Origin of the sequence: Acrocarpospora phusangensis, from assembly GCF_016862995.1 — a bacterium.
GTDB lineage: Bacteria > Actinomycetota > Actinomycetes > Streptosporangiales > Streptosporangiaceae > Acrocarpospora > Acrocarpospora phusangensis.
Genome location: NZ_BOOA01000065.1, coordinates 26,357 through 44,154, shown reverse-complemented (window position 1 = coordinate 44,154; position 17,798 = coordinate 26,357). Strand labels below are relative to the sequence as shown.

Below are 17,798 nucleotides of genomic sequence, written 5' to 3'. Positions count from 1 at the left end.
GCAGATCCGGCGGCTCCGCGACACCCTCGGCGTTCTTGCCGGCCACCGCCGCGGTCGCGGTCAGCGTCGCGCCGTCGGCGACCGTGCACGGCACCGTGTACGTGAACGTCTCGGTCCTGGATCCGCCGGTCCTGAGGTCGGGCACCGGACGGGTGACCGGATCGCCCGCCGGTGGGGTGAAGGTCACCGAGCCGGCGGTCGAGGTGCTGCCGCCCTTGTTGCCGATGGTCACGGTCGCGGTCACCGTGTCGCCGCCCGCCGCGTCCGCCTTGTCCAGGCTCATCTCCACGGTAAGGTCGGCCGAGACGGCTCTGAGCACCGACTCGCCGGTCAGTTCGACCGGCATGTCGCCGCGGTTGCCGTCCGCCGCGTACGGGCTGTTGGCGAAGCTGTACTGCAGGCGGTCCCAGTCCGGCTCACTGATCAGGGTCTCGGTTTCGGAGTCGTCGTCGCAGCCGTCGCCGATGCCGTCCAGCTTGTTGATGTTGGCCCGCGCGCTGTCCGAGAACGGTGGGCCGTCCCCGGTCCAGTCGATCGGATCGTCCGGCGGACCATATGTGGTGGCGCCCTTCACCCCGTAGATGACCGGAAGGGCCACCCCGGCCAGACCCGGATCGACGATCTCGTCGAGGTCGTTCTCCACCAGGGTCCCCTTGCCGAAGCGCTGGAAGTCCAGCGGGCGATCCTTCTGGAGGTTGGGGACCTGCCACGCGTAGTTCATCACGCTCTGGTAGTTCGGTTTGCAGTTGACGGCGTCCGGGGTGCCGTCGTCGCGGCGGCCGCCGTGGTCGAGGCCGAGGGTGTGTCCCAGTTCGTGCATCAGGGTCCCTTCCTCGGCGGCCTTCAGCCCGCCCGCCGCCTCAAGCATGTCCTCGGACCACAAGCCGAGCGAGACCAGGAAGTCGTTGCCGCCCCGCTCGTGCGTCTCGGCCCGGCCCGAACCGTCGCCCGCACCGGCCAGGCCGTTGACGAACAGGCCGTACCGGAAATGCTTGCGCTTGAAGTCGAGGATGTCCTCGCACAGCGGGCTCGCCCGATCGACGACGTTGCCGAACCGGCCGGTGCCGGTGGTGCCGCACGGTTTCTCCGGGTTGCCCAGCTTGATGTTGTCGAAATCGTCGGCGGGGGCGTTGGGCGGCACGGTGAGGAAGGAGGTCGTTTCGGCGAACGGGATCCCCTCGTCCAACGTCAGGTGCAGGGCGAGACCGGTCGCCGCCGTATGCGCGTTGGTGACCAGGGCCCTGTCGAAGGCGTCCACGACCGCCTGCAGCACTCCGTCCTGCGGCCTCCGGCCCTCCATGTAGTCGATCTCGACGTAGATGTCCTGGCGTTTGGGGTCGGCGTTCGGCAGGGTCACGTCGACGAGGTTGTCGTTGTTGAAGTCGCGGCCGCGGTACTCCTCCCAGTCGGTGAAGCCGTCGCCATCGCCGTCGGATATGGGCGTCGGCGTGATGTCGATGCAGACCTGTACGGCGGGTTTCGGGTCGGCTCCGAAGATGCCTCCGCCCGGCTCCCCGTGGCCGGCCACGCAGCCGTTGGAGGAGGTCAGGTCACCCTTGACCGCGCCGTCGATCATGTTCACCTGCACGTGCGTGTACGCGTCACCCGCCCGTGGTGTGGTGTCGGCCAAGTCGTTTCCGTTGGTCGTGTCGTGGTCCCAGATTCCGATGGCGATGTCCTGTTCGATCACCGTGGGCGGGATGTCCCGGGTGAGCGTCCAGAACGGGGCGATCTGCACCTGGTCGTCAGGTGCCCTCGGGGTGATGTGCGCGGGGAATCCGGCGAAGATGATCTCGCCGTAGAAGTCGGGTGTGCCTTCTCCGGCTGCCTCGAGCCCGTGTTCGTCGCAGGCGTCGACGCAGTTGACCAGGAGGATGCGCACGGTGAGCGGCTGCGTGTCGGCCGCTCTCGCTGGTGCGGGAAGGATGGTCAGGCCCGCGATGACCAGGAGTGACGCGAGCGCTGCCCGTAGGGGACTGGTCAGCATATTCGCAACGATGCAGCGATGACGGACGCTTTACTAGTAGTTCTGTACTCAAGCGAACACGCTAAGTAGTGATTTGTCCTAGCTTGTTGGGATGTCGGGAAGGGGACGGTTCAGTGGCCTTTGTCGAAGGAGGTCACCAGGCGTTTGGGTGCTTTGTGGCGCCAGGCGAGTTCGGTCAGTTCGCGCAGGCGCTCCGCCGTCACCTTGGCCAGGACGACGCGGACACCGACGAAGATCCGGCCGTTGGGCCCGCCCGCGCGCCACACCTCCTCGAAAACCTCCGGGTCCTGGGCGGCTGCCGCCTGCGCGTCCGCCTGGCCGACGGAGATGATGGCGGTGGCGTCGCCCTTCTCCAGTAGGGCGAACGGCTTTCCGTTGACCTTGAACGACGGGAGCCTGAAGTGGGGCATCTCCTCGACTTCGGGAAACGCCATGGCGTATTGACGGATGTCCTCCAGCCCAATCATGAGAGGGAGTCTAGGAAGCCGGCGCGTTCACCGAGCATTCGGCGAGGTGTTGGTGCCGTGCCAGGCCGGAGACGCTGGGCGGTCGGCGGGGGGCGCTGTGATACGGCCATGATCGTGACCCGTTCTGTGCAGTCCGAGCCGAATCGCCGGCGTTTCCTCGGGGGGATCGGCGCCGTCGCCGGCCTGGCGGCGTTCAGCCAGGTGCCGCTGGAGGGCAGTGCGCTCGCCGCCCCGCGCGTCCGTGGCGGCGAGTACCCGTTCAAGCTCGGGATCGCCTCGGGTGACCCGACGCCGGACGGGGTGGTGCTGTGGACCCGGCTCGTGCCCGAGCTTTTCAGCCCGGACGGGGGCATGCCGAGCCGGCGGGTGCCGGTCGACTGGGAGGTCGCGCTCGACCCGGGCATGCGGAAGGTCGTCGAGCGGGGCACGGTGTCGGCCCTGCCCGAGCTGGCGCACTCGGTGCACGTCGAGGTCGAGGGGTTGCAGCCGGATCGCGAGTACTTCTACCGCTTCCGGTACCGGCATGACGTCTCCGAGGTGGGCCGTACCCGGACCGCGCCGCACGAGCACGGCCGGCTGGGGGCGCTGAGCTTCGCGTTCGCCTCCTGCCAGGACTGGACGCACGGCTTCTACTCGGCGTACCGCAACATGGCCGAGGAGGATCTCGACCTGGTGATCCACCTCGGCGACTACGTGTACGAGTACGGCATCCCCGCCGACGGCGGCGCGCGCAGGACGCCGATCCCGGACGTGCTGCACCAGGGGCCTCTCGACCTCGACCGCTGGCGGATGCAGTACGCGCTCTACAAGTCGGACCCGGACCTGCAGCGCGCGCACGCCCGCTTCCCGTGGCTGGTGACCTGGGACGACCACGAGGTCGAGAACGACTACTCGGGCAACTACGACGGCACGATCAGCCCGTCCCGCGTGGCGGCGTACAAGGCCTGGTACGAGCACCAGCCGGTGGGCCGCCGGTCGCTGCCGCGCCGGGACGGTTCGCTTCAGCTCTACCGCAGGCGCAACTGGGGCCGCCTGGCCCAGCTGGACGTGCTCGACACGCGGCAGTACCGGACCGCGCCGCCGTGCGGCTGGGGCGAGGCGCCGGCGTGCGAGGCCGGGAACGACCCGGCGAAGGGGACCATGCTCGGCGCCACGCAGGAGAGGTGGCTGCTCGACGGGCTGCGCGAGAGCAGGGCGCGCTGGAACGTCATCGCGACGAGCGTGATGATGGCGCGCCTGGACCACGACGGCCCGACCGGGGACGTCATCTGGCACGACGCGTGGGACGGCTTCCCGGCCTCCCGCAGGGCCATCACCGACACCTTCACCGCGGCCAAGGTGCGCAACCCCGTGCTCGTCGCCGGCGACTGGCACTCCACCTTCGTCAACGACATCAAGAGCGACTTCGACAATCCGGACTCGCCGGTCGTGGCGACGGAGTTCGTCGGCACCTCCATCACCACCAACGGCGACGGCGAGGTGTACGGGCCGTACTACGGGCCGATGATCAAGTGGAACCCGCACATCAAGTTCTTCGACGGCGACCGGCGCGGCTATGTCACCTGCCGGCTGAACGCGGACGAGTGGCGGACGGACCTGCGGATGGTGCCGACAGTCAGCCGGGCCGACGTACCCGCGACGACCTTCGCCTCTTTCGTGATCGAGGACCGCAAGCCGGGCGCGACGAGAGTCTGATCACTCCGCGCGCAGGACGTTCGCCACCCGCGGACGCGCCGCAGTCCTGGCGGGCCACACCGCCAGGACGGCCGCGCCCCGCCGCGCGCCCGCGACCGCCGCCAGGACCGTGGCGGTGGCGCCCCCACGCCGTCCGTGCCACACTCACTGTTATAGAACTCATTGAAGAGTTATAGAACGATCGGAGTATGGCATGCGAAACCTGTTGCCGTGGCGTGAGCCGGTCCCGCCGGACGGGACGATGGGGGAGCCCCGGGCGCGGGGCCGATTCGGCGAGTACGGCGGACGGTACGCGCCGGAGTCCCTGGTGGAGGCGTGCCGCGAGGTGGACGCGGCGTTCCGGGAGGCCTGGGCGGATCCGGGGTTCCGCGGCGCCCTGGCGCGGCTGCTCGCCGTACACGCCGGGCGGCCGACCCCGCTCACCCCGGCCCGCCGGCTGTCGGAGGCGCTGGGCGTGGAGCTGTACCTCAAGCGCGAGGACCTCACCCACACCGGATCCCACAAGATCAACAACGTGCTGGGCCAGGCCCTGCTGGCCACCCGGATGGGACGGCGCAGGCTGATCGCCGAGACCGGAGCGGGCCAGCACGGAGTGGCCACCGCGACCGCCGCCGCGCTGCTCGGGCTGGAGGCCACGGTGTTCATGGGGGAGCGCGACATCGAGCGGCAGTCGCTGAACGTCTTCCGGATGCGCATGCTGGGCGCGGAGGTGGTCCCGGTGACCACGGGCAGCCGTACCCTCAAGGACGCGACCAGCGAGGCCATGCGGCACTGGGTGGGCGCGACCGGCGACTCCCACTACTGCATCGGCTCGGTCGTCGGGCCGGATCCGTACCCCTGGATGGTCAGGGAGTTCCAGCGGGTCATCGGCGACGAGGCCCGCGGGCAGTGCGCCGCCGAGCTGCGCACCGGCGTCCCGGACCACGTGGTCGCGTGCGTCGGCGGCGGCTCCAACGCGGCCGGCACGTTCGCCGGATTCGCCGACACCCCGGCGCGCCTGGTCGGGGTCGAGGCGGAGGGCGGCGCCGGGGCGGCCCGCGGCCGGCTCGGCGTCCTGCACGGCTGCCGCTCGCTGTTCCTGCAGGACGACGACGGGCAGATCACCCAGGCGCACTCCATCGCCCCCGGGCTCGACTACCCGGGGGTCGGCCCGGAGCACGCCCACCTGCGCGACCTGGGCCGGGCCCGCTACGTCACGGTCACCGACGACGAGGCGATCAGCGCGGCCGTACGGCTGGCGCGCACCGAAGGCATCGTCCCCGCGCTCGAATCGGCGCACGCCCTCGCCTGGGTGATCCGCGCTGCGGACGGCGGCGACCTGCCCGCGGGATCGACGGTGCTGATGACGCTGTCCGGCCGGGGCGACAAGGACGTCTCGACCCTGAAGGAGCTGCTGTGACGAACACCCTGGCCGCGGGCGCGGTCGAACGCCATCTGCGTGCCCGCCGGGACGCCGGCCGTGGCCTGCTCATGCCGTACGTCACCGGGGGGATCACGCCCGGCTGGACGGACTACCTGCGGGCGTTCGCCGCCGCCGGGGCGGACGCGATCGAGGTCGGCCTGCCCTTCTCCGACCCCACGCTGGACGGCGTCACCATCCAGCAGGCCAGCGACACGGCACTGGCCCGCGGGGCGAGCACCCGCCGGATCCTCGCCGACCTGTCCGGCATGCCGGACCTGGGTGTGCCGCTGGTCGTCAGCACCTACTACAACCTGGTGCTGCACGACGGCCCCGAGGCGTTCTGCGCCGCGCTGCGCCGGGCCGGTGCCGGCGGCCTGATCGTGCCCGACCTGCCGGTGCACGAGGCGGACGAACTGACGGACGTGGCCGCCGGCGCCGGGATCGATCTGGCCCTGCTGGCGTCGCCGGCGACGCCGCAGCCGCGGCTGGCGGAGATCGCGGACCGCAGCCGCGGATTCGTCTACGCGGTGTCGCTGATGGGCACGACCGGTGAGCGGGCCGACCTCGCCGCCTCGGCGGCGGAGCTCACCGAGCGGATCAGGCGCGTCAGTGACCGGCCGGTCTTGCTAGGATTTGGCATTTCCACCCCGGACCAGGCACGCGAAGCCCGCCGGCACGCCGACGGCGTGGTGGTCGGCGCCGCGGTCATGCGGCGGGTGCTCGACGGGGCCGGGCCGGACGATCTGCGGACCTTCCTCGCGACCCTGCGGCACGCCCTCGACCAGGAGTACGACCGACCACAATGACCCCACGATGACCCACGATGACCTCTGACGCCGGGCACGAGGCGAGATACCGCGCCATCGCCGCCGACCTCGCCGCGAAGATCCGGTCGGGACAGTACGCCCCCGGTGCGGCCCTGCCGCCGCAACGGGAGCTGAGCGCCTCCTACGGGGTGACCCTCATGACGCTGCGCCAGGCGTTGCGGCAGCTCAGCGACGACAGGCTGATCGTGCAGCAGCCGGGCAGAGGCACGTTCGTCGCCCCGCCCCACCTGTCGTACCAGCTCGACTCGCTCCGCAGCCTCGTCGACGACCTGCGTAAACAGGGCCATGACGTGCGTACCGCGGTGGCCGGGCGGGCGGTGCGCCGGGCCCCCGCCCGGATCGCCGCGGAGCTGCGGCTGCGTCCCGGCGACACCGCCCTGCGGCTGGAGCGGGTCCGCGAGTTCGCGGGACGCCCCGCCGTGCACCAGGTGTCCTGGGTACGCCGGCCCGTGGCCGACCAGATCCGCGACCGCGACTTCACCGCCGTCTCCCTCTACACGGCCCTCGCCGACGCGGGAGTGACGGTCGCCCGCGCCTCCGAGGTGGTACGGCCCGGCCTGCTCGACCCCGCCGCCGCCCGCCACCTCCACGAACCGCAGGGCAGCCCGGTGCTCGTCAGCACCCGGATCACCTACACGCTCGACGCCACGCCCGTGGTGTCCGACCACGCCACCATCCTCGGCAGCATGATGGAGATCCGCACCGACCGCGCCGCCACCGGCCTCTCCCTCACCTGGGGCGCCACCACCTGAAAGGACCCGATGAGCTGGTACGGGCCCAACGGGCAGCAGATCTACTACGAGGACGCCGGTCAGGGCGACGCCGTCGTGCTGATGCCCGGTTGGGGCGGCAGCGTCATCGACCTTGATCGGCTGCGCGCCGAGCTCGCGTACGGGTTCCGTGTCATCGCCGTCGACCTGCCGGGATCAGGCCGGTCGCAGCCCCAGCCGCGGCGCTATCCCTCGACCTACTACCTGGACGACGCCCGGCTGCTGCTCGGTCTGCTCGACGAACTCCGCGTCGAGGCCGCCCATCTGGTGGGCTTCAGCGACGGCGGCGAGGAGGCGCTGCTCATGGCGGCGCTGCGACCGGCCCGGGCGCTGTCGGTGCTCACCTGGGGCGCCGCCGGTCAGATCGAGGCGTCGCCGCGGCTGCTCCGCGGGCTCGCGCGCCTGCTCGACGATCCCATCGACGAGCTCAAGCCGCTGGCGGCGTACCTGGCCGAGACCTATGGTGTGGACGAAGCCCGGATCATGGCCGGCAGCTGGGCCGAGGCGATGACCGCCGTCATCGACGCGGGCGGCGACGTCAGCCGATCACGCGCGGCCCGCATCACCTGTCCCGCGCTGCTGGTCGCCGGAACCCACGATCCGTTCTGCCCACCGGCCCTGGTCCAGCAGATGGCCGACGCCATTCCGCGCGGGACGTATGCGGAGGCGGAAGGCGGGCACGACATCCATCTGTCCCACAGCGGCTGGCTGGCCGCCACGGTCGCCGACTGGCTGAGCGATCATTAACCGCGCTCGTTCGCGCGTCTCCCCGCCCTGAGCCGGTAGCCCGATGTGCGCTACGTCTCATCCGCGAGCCGTCACACCGGATGCGCGGCTGGTGTCTCAGTAGTGAGTCCAAAAGCACGAGGGAGACATCATGAACGGGAACGTCGAGGTGGTCGTGGTCGGTGGCGGGTACGGGGGCGTGATGGCGGCCAATCGCCTGGCCCGCCGCGAGGGCGTGTCGGTGACCCTGGTCAATCCGCGTCCCGAATTCGTCGAGCGGATCCGCCTGCACCAGCTCGTGGCCGGTTCCGATGACGCGGTCGAGGGCTTCGATACGGTTCTGGGCGGGAACGTCCGGCTGGTGGTCGACGCCGCGACCCGGATCGACGCCGGCGAGCGCCGGGTGGCGCTGGCGGGCGGTGGCACGGTCTCCTACGACTACCTCGTCTACGCGGTGGGCAGCGGCGCCGCCGATCCGGGCGTGCCCGGGGCGGCGGAGTTCGCCCATGTGGTGTCGGACCTCGAAAGGGCGGAACGACTGCGGTCGGCGCTGGGCGCGGCGCCCGCGACGGCTCCGGTGACCGTGGTCGGGGCCGGTCCGACCGGTATCGAGACCGCCGCCGAGCTGGCGGAGGCAGGCCGCAAGGTCACTCTGGTCTGCGGCGACGTGCTCGGCCCCTACCTGCATCCCCGGAGCCGTGGCCCGGTCGCTCGCCGGCTCGCCGAGCTGGGTGTGACCGTCATCGAAGGTCGCGGCGCGCGGGTGACGGAGGTGACACGCGAGGCCGTACAGCTGGAGGACGGTCGGGTGCTGCCCAGCGTGGTGACGATCTGGACTGCGGGATTCCGGGTGCCGGAGCTGGCCGTCCGCAGCGGGCTGCGTACCGACACCGCGGGCCGTCTGCTCACCGACGCGACGCTGACCAGTGTGGACGACGAGCGCATCGTCGCCGCCGGGGACGCGGCGGCGATGACGGACCGGCCGTTCAGGATGAGCTGCCAGGCCGCCGTGCAGCTGGGCGCGGGGGCGGCCGCCACGATCCTGCGGCGGATCGCGGGGAAGACGCCCGCTCCCGTCCGGTTGATGTTCGCCGGGCAGTGCCTCAGCCTCGGCCGGAACGGAGGCCTCACCCAGTTCTCCAACCTGGACGACAAGGTGAACGCGCTCCACATCAGCGGGCGGCTCGTCGCCCACATCAAGGAGTACGCCTGCCGGTTCCCCCTCAACCAGTTGGCGTCCGGGGCACGCAAGGCCAGCTCCCGAAAGAGCACCGATCGCCCGGAGACGCCGCAGCCGGGCCACCGGACGACACCGCCCAACACCCGGCGCGCGGCCTAACCGCCGAGTCCCTTCTTGTGCGGAACGAGAGTGAAGCGTACGACATGAACGACTCCGCGACGGAAGCCTTCGTCGCCCACCGCGACCTGCTGTTCACCGTCGCCTACGAGATGCTCGGATCGGCGGCCGACGCCGAGGACGTGCTCCAGGAGACCTGGCTGCGGTGGGTCAAGATCGACCTGGCGCAGGTCCGGGACCAGCGCGCCTACCTGGTACGGATCACGACCCGGCAGGCGCTCAACCGGCTGCGCACCCTCAAACGGCGCAAGGAGGCGTACGTCGGGCCCTGGCTGCCCGAGCCCCTGCTCACCGCGCCGGACGTGGCCGAGGACGTCGAACTGGCCGAGAACCTGTCGCTGGCGCTCATGTACATCCTCGAAACCCTCGCGCCGACCGAACGCGCCGTCTTCGTGCTGCGCGAGGTCTTCGACTTCGGCTACGACGACATCGCGGCCGCGATCGGCAAGAGTCCCGCCGCCGTACGCCAGATCGCCCTCCGCGCCCGCCGGCACGTCGACGCCCGCCGGCCGCGCACACCGGGTTCCCCGGAAGAGGCCCGGGCGGCGCTGAACTCGTTCCAGCGCGCGCTCGTGACCGGGGACCTGCAAGGGCTGCTCGACGTGCTCGCCCCTGACGTCGTCTTCGTCAGCGACGGCGGCGGCTTCAGGCTGGCGGCGCTGCGGCCGGTCGTCGGCGCCGACAAGGTGCTCGGGTACATGGCCGGCAGCGTCACCAAGGCCGGCGGCATCCTGACCGGTGAGCCCACGACGGTCAACGGCAACCCCGGACTCATCCTGCGCCTGGACGGCGTGATCGACGGCGTGCTGGCCCTGCGCGTGGAGAACGCCCGCGTCACCGGCCTCTACTACGTCCGCAACCCCGAAAAACTCACCCGCGTCGAGTCCGAAACCCCTCTCACCTCCCGCTGACCAATCAGTTGACACCGGACCCGTTGTAACAGAACCTATTGCAACGGGAGGTGCGATGGCGGCGAACAGCCGGTTGACGATTGCGGCGCACGTGCTGGCGTGGCTCGCGTTGGCGCAGCGGCGGGGTCAGGAGATCCTGACGTCGGAGCAGGTCGCGGCCAGTGTGAACACCAACCCGGTGATCATCCGGCGGAGCCTGGGCGATCTGCGCCGCGCGGGGTTGGTGCACGTACGTCGGGGTGCGGGCGCGGGATGGAGCCTGGCTCGCGCGCCGGAGGACATCACGCTGCTGGAGGTCTACGACGCCGTCGAACAGGATCCGCCCTTCGGCATGCACCACGCCCAGCCCAACCTGGAGTGCCCGGTCGGGCTCGGCATCCGGCCCGCGCTGGGGGACATTTACGGCCGGGTTGAGCAGGCCATGCGCCAGGAACTGGCGGAGACCTCGATAAGCGACGTGCTGCGCGAGACCCTGCGGGTGCGTTGAGCCGGCCTGCGCATGTGGATCGGCCGACCTTGGTTGTAACAGAGATTGTTCTGACAGATGGAGAGACTGTGCCGACCGACGCCGTACGTTGTCCGATCGTCGAACTGAGGCAGTACACGCTGCACCCCGGTCAGCGGGACGTGCTGATCGACCTCTTCGACCGGGAGTTCGTCGAAACCCAGGAGGCCACCGGCATGACGATCCTGGGGCAGTTCCGGGACGTGGACGACCCTGACCGTTTTGTCTGGCTCAGGGGATTCGACGACATGGAGAGCCGGGCCGAGGCGCTGGGCCGCTTCTACGGTGGGCCGGTCTGGCGGGAGCACCGCGCCCGGGCCAACGCGACGATGATCGACTCTGACGACGTGCTGCTCCTGCGACCGGTACTGGAGGACTCCGGCTTTCCCGCGCCGACCGTCCCGAGGCCCCCGATCGGTGATCCGGAGCCGTCGTCCCTCGTCCTCGCGACCATCTGTCACCGCGAGAAGCCGTTCGACGACTTCTTCGATCAGCGGGTACGCCCCCTCCTGGCAGACGCGGGAGCCGTACCACTGGCCTGCCTGACGACCGAGTACGCGGCCAACACGTTCCCCGCGCTGCCGGTGCGCACCGGCGAGAACGTCTTCGTCTGGTTCACGCGGTTCGCCGATGAGGCTCAGCTCGGCGATCACCTGCGTCGCCTGGACGGGTCGCCGCGCTGGCGAGACGACGTGCTGCCCGAACTGTCGGCGGCCCCGCGGCAGCTGCGATTGGCCCCCACCGCGCGTTCGTCTCTTCGCTGAGAATTGGGGGCCGGACTGCGCCGTAGCCCGGCCCCCGCCGGCCGCCTCGTCATTGAGAGCGGCGGGTCCTGATCAGTCGTCCCAGCAGTTACCGACCCAGCTGGTGGCCGACGTGCTCGTGGTTCGGTTGATGGTCGGGATCGTGCCATTGGCGTTGAAGCGGAAGCACTCGGCGTGGACCTTGCGGGAGTGCGGGGTGCCCGACGCGCCGTCGTGGTAGAAGAACAGGCTCATGCCGTTCGGGCCCCACCCTTCGACGATCGTCGCCTGGTTGGTCCACTCGCTGCTGCTGCCGGACATGATGATGCCCTGGTAGGCGTACGGACCGTCGATGTTGTCCGCCATGGCGTACGCGATGACCGAGTTCCCGCTCGCCGGCTTGGAGGCGAACATCAGGTACCACTTCTGGTTGCCGTTGACCCAGCGGTAGAAGAGCTCCGGGCCCTCGAAGTAGTAGTCGTTGTTGTTGTCGCAGCCGCGCAGGCTGGTGGGCACGCCGGTCATGTTGACGGTGCCGGCCGGCGGGCTGGCCGAGTTGATGACGAGCGGCTTCGGCCAGCCGGACTGGACGTTCAGTTCGAAGTCGAGCATCGCGAAGGAGATCTTGCCGCAGGGGCGGGTGTCGAAGTCGCCGTTGGCGTACGTGATGAACGGCCACCAGTCGTTGCTGAAGGACGGGTCGCTGGAGTATCCGCTGTTGGGGGCGGCGGTCCCGTTGCCGTTCGTGGCGAGGTTCATCGTGTGCAGGTAGGTGTAGGTGCTGCCCGGGTCGATGCTGGCCGAGCGGGAGACGCCGATCCTGGACGAGGAGTGCGGCTGGTTCGTCACGTCGAGGTCGGGAACCAGCAGGTTGTACCGGCCCCAGGGCGAGTTGTACCAGTTGGTGGGCGCCCACAGGTGCCTGGTGTTGTTGTCGACCCAGCTGCTGTAGCCGGGGTTCTCCCGCAGGACGACGCCGCCGACGTTGGTGCCGTCCACGCTCACGGTGCTGCCCTTGGCCTGCCAGTTGGACTGGACCCCGGGGTTGGATCCCTGCGGCAGGAAGTACATCCGCGTCACCGACATGGGATACGGGTTGCCGCCGTTGTAGTTCCAGCCCTGCGGGCGGTCGTCGCGTGAGGTGGTGAGGCAGATGCCCCACGAGTTGCCGGTGTAGCACCAGCGGGCGTCCGGGTCTGACGAGTAGTCGTTGATGATCGGGTTGTTGGGCAGCACGTCGGCGGATGCCGAGGTGACGGGGAAGATCGACGCCGAGATGACGACGATGAGACTCCCGATGATCCGAAGCCGTGAGCGTTTCGGATGGTACATGTCGTGCTCCTGTCAGTGATCGCCTGCACAGTTGATCGTCCGACAGCATCGGCGCGCGCCGGTGTGGGCAGAGCCTCGTGGCCAGCCGCGGCGCGCGACGGACGACGGGGGTGTCTGCGGGAGCGTCCACCCATCCCGGTCCCGGGAAGTACAGACCGTGATGAAACCAGCACATGAAGTCGTTTGAAAGTTGTTCCCCACAACATAAGTGCGAAGGCAAGACCTGGCAATGAGGTCTTTTGTTGTATGGCATAACAATTAGGAAACGCGCCGTTCACTTACCGCACGCGAACTTCGGGGGCGTGGTGAGGCCGTTTCCGCCTGCTCCAACAGCCGAGGGCCCGCCCATGAGGATGGGCAGGCCCTCGGCCCACAGGCGTCACGGCTTCACGGGCTCTTCAGGCCGACGGCGTTTCCGTCCGGGTCGGTGAACACCGCTATCCGTCCCATACCGGGCACGCTCTGCGGGTCCATCGTCCGGCTGCCGCCGAGCTTCTCGGCCCGCAGCAGGGCGGTTTCCACGTCGTCGACCGGGAAGTAGACCACGATCCCGGTGTACGGACTGTCCGGGCCTGCCTGTCCGATTCCGCCCGCCGGCGGGCCGCCGACCAGTGCGTACGTGTCGTCGATGGCGTGGATCGGCCAGCCGAACATCTCCTGGTAGAACTGCCGCGCCCGGGCGGCGTCGGGGGAGGAGATGTCAAACCAGCCGGGCGTGGTCGATCCAGAGATGGGTGTTTCGTCGGACATGGGGGGTCCCTTCATCGCGAACCCGCCCGTTTGACGGGAGCCCGGCAAAATTATGTGACCAAATGGTCACATGTCAAGCGCGTTGACACGTTACCTTTTGGTCACCTATGTTCGGGCCGTGACCGACGACGACCGCGTCTTCAAGGCGCTGGCCGACCCGACCCGCAGGCGGCTGCTCGATCGGCTGTTCACGCGGGACGGCCGCACGCTCTCCGACCTGGAGTCCGAGGTGGAGATGACCCGGTTCGGCGTGATGAAGCACCTCCGGCTGCTGGAGGACGCCGGTCTCGTCACCACGCGCAAATCCGGCCGGGAGAAGCTGCACTTCCTGAACGCGGTGCCCATCCGGCTCATCCACGACCGCTGGATCGACAAGTACACCGAGCCTCAGGTGTCGGCGCTCGTCCACCTGAAGAACGAGCTGGAGCAGATCATGACCACCCCCGGAACCGGCACGACCGTGCAGGTCCACCGCGTCTATATCAGAGCCACCGCGCAGGCGATCTGGACCGCCATCGTCGACCCGGAATGGACCCGCCGGTACGGCTACCGCGCCGAGGTCGACTACGACCTGCGTCCCGGCGGCTCCTTCGCCACCCACGCCGGCGACGAGTGCGTGGTGGAGGGCGAGGTGATCGAGGTCGAGCCGCCGTACAAGCTGGTGCAGACTTGGCGGCCGACCTGGAACGACGAGGGCTTCACCCTGCTCACGTACGAGATCAGGGAGGGCGAGCAGGGGGTCTGCTCGCTGACCATCACCCACGACGTGCACGGCGCGCCGCAGACCGGCGCGCAGACGGCCGGGCAGGTCGAGAACGCCGGGGGAGGCTGGGCGGAAGTGCTCAGCGACCTGAAGTCACTCCTGGAAACCGGCTCCAGCCTGTACGGCTGACAGCCGCCGAAGATCTGAAAGGGAGGCCGTTGTGACCACGGCAGGCGCGAGCATGCCCGCAGACGCTCTGGAGAAGGACCCCCGGCGGTGGTGGGTGCTCGCCCTGCTGTCCGGGCTGGCGTTCATGATCCTGCTGGACATGACCGTCGTGAACGTGGCGTTACCCCTGATCCAGGACGGCCTGGGCTTCTCGGAGTCGGGCCTGACCTGGGTGGTCAACGGCTACGTGCTGGCGGCGGGCGGCCTGTTGCTGCTGGGCGGCCGGCTGGCGGACGTGTTCGGGCGGCGGCGCCTGCTGCTGATCGGCGTGATCGTTTTCGCGGTGTCGTCGGCGGTGTGCGGGGCGGCCGTGAACCAGCCGATGATGATCATAGGCCGGTTCGGGCAGGGCGCCGCCGAGGCGATCGCCGCGCCCGCCTCGCTCGGCCTGATCGCGCTGTTGTTCACCGACCCGAAGGAGCGCACCAAGGCGCTGGGCGTGTGGGGCGGCCTGGTGGCGCTCGGCGGGACCCTGGGCTACGTCATCTCCGGCGTGCTGACCGATCTCACCTCGTGGCGGTGGATCTTCTTCATCAACGTGCCGGTGGCGCTGGCCGTGCTGCTGCTGGTGCCGCGGCTGGTCAGCGAGAGCCGGATGGTGAGGGAGCAGGGCCGCCGGCTGGACGTGGCCGGGGCGGCGGCCTCGACGGCGGGCCTGGTCGCCCTGGTCTACGGGCTGCTGCAGACCGCCGAGTTCTCCTGGGGGTCGGCGCGGGTGCTGGTTCCGGTGCTCGGCGGGGTGGGGTTGCTGCTGGCGACGGTGGTGATCGAGCGGCGGGCCAGGAATCCGCTCATTCCGCTGGAGTTCTTCGCCAACCGTACTCGGTCGGTCATCAATCTGACCTCGCTGTTCTTCATGGCGGCGTTCATCTCCTACACGTTCATGCTGACCTTGTTCGAGCAGCACGTCCTGGACTACTCCTCGCTGGAGAGCGGCCTCGGCTACCTGCCGCTCGGGTTCGCGATCGGGGCGGGCATCGGGCTGGGCACCGCCCTGACGCCGCGCCTGGGCGTGAAGGCGATCGCCGCGGCGGGCTTCGTAGGGGCCGGATTAGGGCTCCTGCTGACGAGTACGGTCGGGGTCGGCGCCTCCTACTTCGGCGGGATCCTGCCCGGCATGATCGTGTTCGGGGTGTTCGCGGGGGCGACCATGCCGGCCGCCACCAACGCCGCGCTGCACGGGGTCACCGCCCAGGACTCAGGCCTGGCCTCCGGCGTGCAGACCACCATGCAGCAGATCGGCGGCGCGCTGGGCCTCGCCGTCCTGGTCCCCGTGGCCTTCCGGCACTCCGCCGAGGAGATCCGGCACGGCGCGGGCATCGAGGAGGCGATGACCTCGGGTTACGTGCTGTCCTTCCGGATCGGGGCCGTGCTGATGATCCTCGGCGGTCTCCTCATCGCCGCGCTGTTCGAGCATGTCAGCACCGAAATGCGCGACCCGACAGCCGAGATCGCCGAGAAAACCCGCTGACCGTGGGCCCGACTCATCGTCGGCGTTCGGGACTGGAGTCGGTGAGGGTCCAGCTCGCGAGCAGGTCCAGAGCCCGTTTCGAGGGTGACCCCGGCTCCGCGGTGTAGACGAACAAGGTCACGTCGGGGTCCCCTGGAAGCGAAAGGGTCTCGTACTGCACGGTCAGTTCGCCGACCAGGGGGTGGCGGAGGCGTTTGGAGCCGTGGGTGCGCTGGTGTACGCGGTGCCGCTCCCACCACTGGTCGAATTCGGGGCTGTGCGCCCGCAGGTCGTCGACAAGGGCGCGGGTGGCCTGGTCGTCGGGGTCGCGGCCGACCTCCAGCCGCAGGTTCTCGACCGCGGCCCGCGCCTGCTCGGCCCAGTCGGCGAACAGGGCGCGGGCTCCCTCGTTGAGGAACATCCAGCGTGCGTAGTTGCGGTCCCGGTGGGGCAGCTGCTCGAAGTCGGCGAACAGCGCTTTGGCCATCCGGTTGGCGGCCAGGATGTCGGTGCGGCGTCCGAGGATCAGGGCGGGTTCGCCGTCCAGGGCGTCCAGGAGCTGGTAGAGGCCGGGGCGGACCCGCTGGACGCTGCGCGGGCGTCGCCGGGCCGGCTCCGCGGTCATGCCGAACAGGTCCTTGAGGTGGGCGCGTCCCGCGGCGTCGAGTTCGAGGGCGCGGGCGAGGGCTTCGACGACGGCGGGTGAGGGGTTGATGGCGCGCCCCTGTTCCAGCCGCGTGTAGTAGTCGGTCGACACGCCGGCCAGACGGGCGACTTCCTCGCGGCGCAGGCCCGGCACCCGGCGGACCCGGCCGTCCGCGGGAAGACCGGCCCGCGACGGGTCGCCCTGGCTGCGGGCCCGTTTCAGGAAATCCGCCAGCTCACGATTGATCTCAGCCACATCTATCAGTCTCGCCCATGTCCCGCGTTCCTAACTGGCCCTGCCAGTCCTAGCCCGCCTGGTCCGCGGTCGTGCAGGGCGATCTGTGCGCGCCTGCCGCGGGGGTGCGGTGACCCACGCTGGATGTGTACCGGGGCAGCCCGGCTTACACGAGCGAAGGACGGATTTCATGACTTTTCCGACAGAGCGACCGGCGATCTGGCTGGTGACGGGCACCTCCCGCGGCCTGGGACTCGAACTGGTCAGGCAGCTGCTGGAGCGCGGTGACAGCGTCGCGGCGACCACACGCTCCCGCGAGCGGCTGCTCGCGGGACTCGGCGGGCGGGCCGACACCGCACGCCTGCTGCCGCTCACCGTCGACCTGCGTGAGGAAGCGGAGGTCAGGCAGGCCGTACTGGAGACCACCGAGCGTTTCGGCGGGCTGGACCGCGTCGTCAACAACGCGGGGTACGGATTCCTGGCGGCGGTGGAGGAGACCAGCGACCGCGAGGTCCGCGACATGCTCGACGTCCAGGTCGCCGGTGTGTGGAACGTCCTGCGTGCCGCCTTGCCCATCCTGCGCGAGCAGCGGAGCGGCCACGTCGTCAACATCTCGTCGGTCCTGGGGCTGACGGCCGTACCGGGCTGGGGTCTGTACTGCGCGGGCAAGTTCGCGCTGGAAGGACTGAGCGAGGCGCTGGCGGCCGAGATGGCGGACTTCGGCGTCAAGGTCACCATCGTCGAACCCGGCTACTTCCGCACCGCCTTCCTCACCCCCGACGCCCTGGCCCTGCCCACCGGCGCCACCACGCACTACCCGGCCATCCGCGAGATGACCGCCAGCCACCTCAAGCTCTCCGGCGGTCAGCTCGGCGACCCGGTCAAGGGCGCCGCCGCGATCATCAGCCAGGTCGTGGCCGGCGACGGCCCCCTGCGGCAGCTGCTCGGCTCCGACGCCCACTCCTATGCCACCGCCAAAATCGAGGCCCTGCGGGCCAATCTCGAGGCCACCGCGCTCACCGCGCCCGCCACGGACTTTCCCGCAGCCTGATCATCGGCCCCGCC

18 protein-coding genes are annotated in these 17,798 nt (G+C 69.9%); 12 read left to right on the top strand and 6 right to left on the bottom strand.

What is annotated here, in order from left to right; genetic code table 11:
• Nucleotides 1–1,987, bottom strand: a 1,987-nt coding sequence (locus Aph01nite_RS30665; RefSeq protein WP_204044518.1) for a CARDB domain-containing protein, incomplete at its 3' end; no start/stop codon positions are given.
• Between the two features lie 110 nt (nt 1,988–2,097).
• The gene (locus tag Aph01nite_RS30660; RefSeq protein ID WP_204044517.1) at nt 2,098–2,454 is read right to left on the bottom strand and encodes an MmcQ/YjbR family DNA-binding protein; all 357 of its coding nucleotides are present in this window, start codon (nt 2,452–2,454) and stop codon (nt 2,098–2,100) included.
• A 114-nt stretch (nt 2,455–2,568) separates the two neighbouring features.
• Here Aph01nite_RS30660 and Aph01nite_RS30655 point away from each other — a divergent pair, with 114 nt between their 5' ends.
• Nucleotides 2,569–4,149: an alkaline phosphatase D family protein gene (locus tag Aph01nite_RS30655; RefSeq protein ID WP_204044516.1), complete on the top strand. Its 1,581-nt coding sequence runs from the start codon at nt 2,569–2,571 to the stop codon at nt 4,147–4,149.
• Here Aph01nite_RS30655 and Aph01nite_RS30650 read toward each other — a convergent pair whose 3' ends face one another.
• The gene (locus Aph01nite_RS30650; protein WP_204044515.1) at nt 4,150–4,293 is read right to left on the bottom strand and encodes a hypothetical protein; all 144 of its coding nucleotides are present in this window, start codon (nt 4,291–4,293) and stop codon (nt 4,150–4,152) included.
• 49 nt (nt 4,294–4,342) lie between these two features.
• Here Aph01nite_RS30650 and trpB point away from each other — a divergent pair, with 49 nt between their 5' ends.
• The 8 genes from trpB (at nt 4,343) to Aph01nite_RS30610 (ending at nt 11,411) form a co-directional block, all read left to right on the top strand.
• Complete coding sequence (trpB, locus tag Aph01nite_RS30645; protein WP_204044514.1) at nt 4,343–5,548, top strand: tryptophan synthase subunit beta; 1,206 nt, start codon at nt 4,343–4,345, stop codon at nt 5,546–5,548.
• Nucleotides 5,545–6,357, top strand: a complete 813-nt coding sequence (gene trpA, locus Aph01nite_RS30640) for a tryptophan synthase subunit alpha (RefSeq protein WP_204044513.1) — start codon at nt 5,545–5,547, stop codon at nt 6,355–6,357. The genes trpB and trpA overlap by 4 nt, the downstream gene beginning before the upstream one ends.
• 17 nt (nt 6,358–6,374) lie before the next feature.
• Nucleotides 6,375–7,130 (top strand): GntR family transcriptional regulator, encoded by a 756-nt coding sequence (locus Aph01nite_RS30635; protein ID WP_204044512.1) that lies wholly within the window; start codon nt 6,375–6,377, stop codon nt 7,128–7,130.
• Between the two features lie 9 nt (nt 7,131–7,139).
• Nucleotides 7,140–7,895: an alpha/beta fold hydrolase gene (locus Aph01nite_RS30630; RefSeq protein WP_204044511.1), complete on the top strand. Its 756-nt coding sequence runs from the start codon at nt 7,140–7,142 to the stop codon at nt 7,893–7,895.
• A 130-nt stretch (nt 7,896–8,025) separates the two neighbouring features.
• On the top strand, nt 8,026–9,213 hold the full coding sequence (locus Aph01nite_RS30625) for an NAD(P)/FAD-dependent oxidoreductase (protein WP_204044510.1): 1,188 nt from the start codon (nt 8,026–8,028) through the stop codon (nt 9,211–9,213).
• A gap of 44 nt (nt 9,214–9,257) precedes the next feature.
• Nucleotides 9,258–10,142, top strand: a complete 885-nt coding sequence (locus Aph01nite_RS30620; RefSeq protein ID WP_204044509.1) for an RNA polymerase sigma-70 factor — start codon at nt 9,258–9,260, stop codon at nt 10,140–10,142.
• Nucleotides 10,143–10,197: 55 nt separating this feature from the next.
• A complete protein-coding gene (locus tag Aph01nite_RS30615) occupies nt 10,198–10,629 on the top strand; it encodes an Rrf2 family transcriptional regulator (protein WP_204044508.1) in 432 nt (143 codons plus the stop codon).
• A gap of 68 nt (nt 10,630–10,697) precedes the next feature.
• Nucleotides 10,698–11,411 carry an NIPSNAP family protein gene (locus Aph01nite_RS30610; protein ID WP_239162105.1) on the top strand — a complete coding sequence of 238 codons (714 nt, stop codon included), beginning with the start codon at nt 10,698–10,700 and terminating at the stop codon, nt 11,409–11,411.
• Between the two features lie 72 nt (nt 11,412–11,483).
• On the opposite strand, the gene Aph01nite_RS30605 is transcribed toward Aph01nite_RS30610, so the two are convergent.
• Together Aph01nite_RS30605 and Aph01nite_RS30600 are read right to left on the bottom strand one after the other, a co-directional pair.
• A complete protein-coding gene (locus Aph01nite_RS30605; RefSeq protein ID WP_204044507.1) occupies nt 11,484–12,722 on the bottom strand; it encodes a glycoside hydrolase family protein in 1,239 nt (412 codons plus the stop codon).
• A gap of 387 nt (nt 12,723–13,109) precedes the next feature.
• Nucleotides 13,110–13,472 (bottom strand): VOC family protein, encoded by a 363-nt coding sequence (locus Aph01nite_RS30600; RefSeq protein ID WP_239162104.1) that lies wholly within the window; start codon nt 13,470–13,472, stop codon nt 13,110–13,112.
• A gap of 118 nt (nt 13,473–13,590) precedes the next feature.
• Here Aph01nite_RS30600 and Aph01nite_RS30595 point away from each other — a divergent pair, with 118 nt between their 5' ends.
• Nucleotides 13,591–14,364: an ArsR/SmtB family transcription factor gene (locus tag Aph01nite_RS30595; RefSeq protein WP_204044505.1), complete on the top strand. Its 774-nt coding sequence runs from the start codon at nt 13,591–13,593 to the stop codon at nt 14,362–14,364.
• Nucleotides 14,365–14,416: 52 nt separating this feature from the next.
• Nucleotides 14,417–15,874: an MFS transporter gene (locus tag Aph01nite_RS30590; protein ID WP_239162103.1), complete on the top strand. Its 1,458-nt coding sequence runs from the start codon at nt 14,417–14,419 to the stop codon at nt 15,872–15,874.
• Nucleotides 15,875–15,887: 13 nt separating this feature from the next.
• Here the strand turns inward: Aph01nite_RS30590 and Aph01nite_RS30585 are convergent, their stop codons facing one another.
• The gene (locus tag Aph01nite_RS30585; protein WP_204044504.1) at nt 15,888–16,754 is read right to left on the bottom strand and encodes a helix-turn-helix transcriptional regulator; all 867 of its coding nucleotides are present in this window, start codon (nt 16,752–16,754) and stop codon (nt 15,888–15,890) included.
• A 169-nt stretch (nt 16,755–16,923) separates the two neighbouring features.
• Here Aph01nite_RS30585 and Aph01nite_RS30580 point away from each other — a divergent pair, with 169 nt between their 5' ends.
• Nucleotides 16,924–17,784 (top strand): SDR family NAD(P)-dependent oxidoreductase, encoded by an 861-nt coding sequence (locus tag Aph01nite_RS30580; RefSeq protein ID WP_204044503.1) that lies wholly within the window; start codon nt 16,924–16,926, stop codon nt 17,782–17,784.
• Nucleotides 17,785–17,798 lie beyond the last annotated feature (14 nt).

Bases quoted from the DNA above. Each gene is read 5' to 3' on its own strand.
- Aph01nite_RS30660 (WP_204044517.1), bottom strand. From the start codon at position 2,454: ATGATTGGGCTGGAGGACATCCGTCAATACGCCATGGCGTTTCCCGAA.
- trpB (WP_204044514.1), top strand. From the start codon at position 4,343: ATGCGAAACCTGTTGCCGTGGCGTGAGCCGGTCCCGCCGGACGGGACG.
- Aph01nite_RS30635 (WP_204044512.1), top strand. From the start codon at position 6,375: ATGACCTCTGACGCCGGGCACGAGGCGAGATACCGCGCCATCGCCGCC.
- Aph01nite_RS30630 (WP_204044511.1), top strand. From the start codon at position 7,140: ATGAGCTGGTACGGGCCCAACGGGCAGCAGATCTACTACGAGGACGCC.
- Aph01nite_RS30625 (WP_204044510.1), top strand. From the start codon at position 8,026: ATGAACGGGAACGTCGAGGTGGTCGTGGTCGGTGGCGGGTACGGGGGC.
- Aph01nite_RS30620 (WP_204044509.1), top strand. From the start codon at position 9,258: ATGAACGACTCCGCGACGGAAGCCTTCGTCGCCCACCGCGACCTGCTG.
- Aph01nite_RS30615 (WP_204044508.1), top strand. From the start codon at position 10,198: ATGGCGGCGAACAGCCGGTTGACGATTGCGGCGCACGTGCTGGCGTGG.
- Aph01nite_RS30605 (WP_204044507.1), bottom strand. From the start codon at position 12,722: ATGTACCATCCGAAACGCTCACGGCTTCGGATCATCGGGAGTCTCATC.
- Aph01nite_RS30600 (WP_239162104.1), bottom strand. From the start codon at position 13,472: ATGTCCGACGAAACACCCATCTCTGGATCGACCACGCCCGGCTGGTTT.
- Aph01nite_RS30590 (WP_239162103.1), top strand. From the start codon at position 14,417: ATGCCCGCAGACGCTCTGGAGAAGGACCCCCGGCGGTGGTGGGTGCTC.
- Aph01nite_RS30580 (WP_204044503.1), top strand. From the start codon at position 16,924: ATGACTTTTCCGACAGAGCGACCGGCGATCTGGCTGGTGACGGGCACC.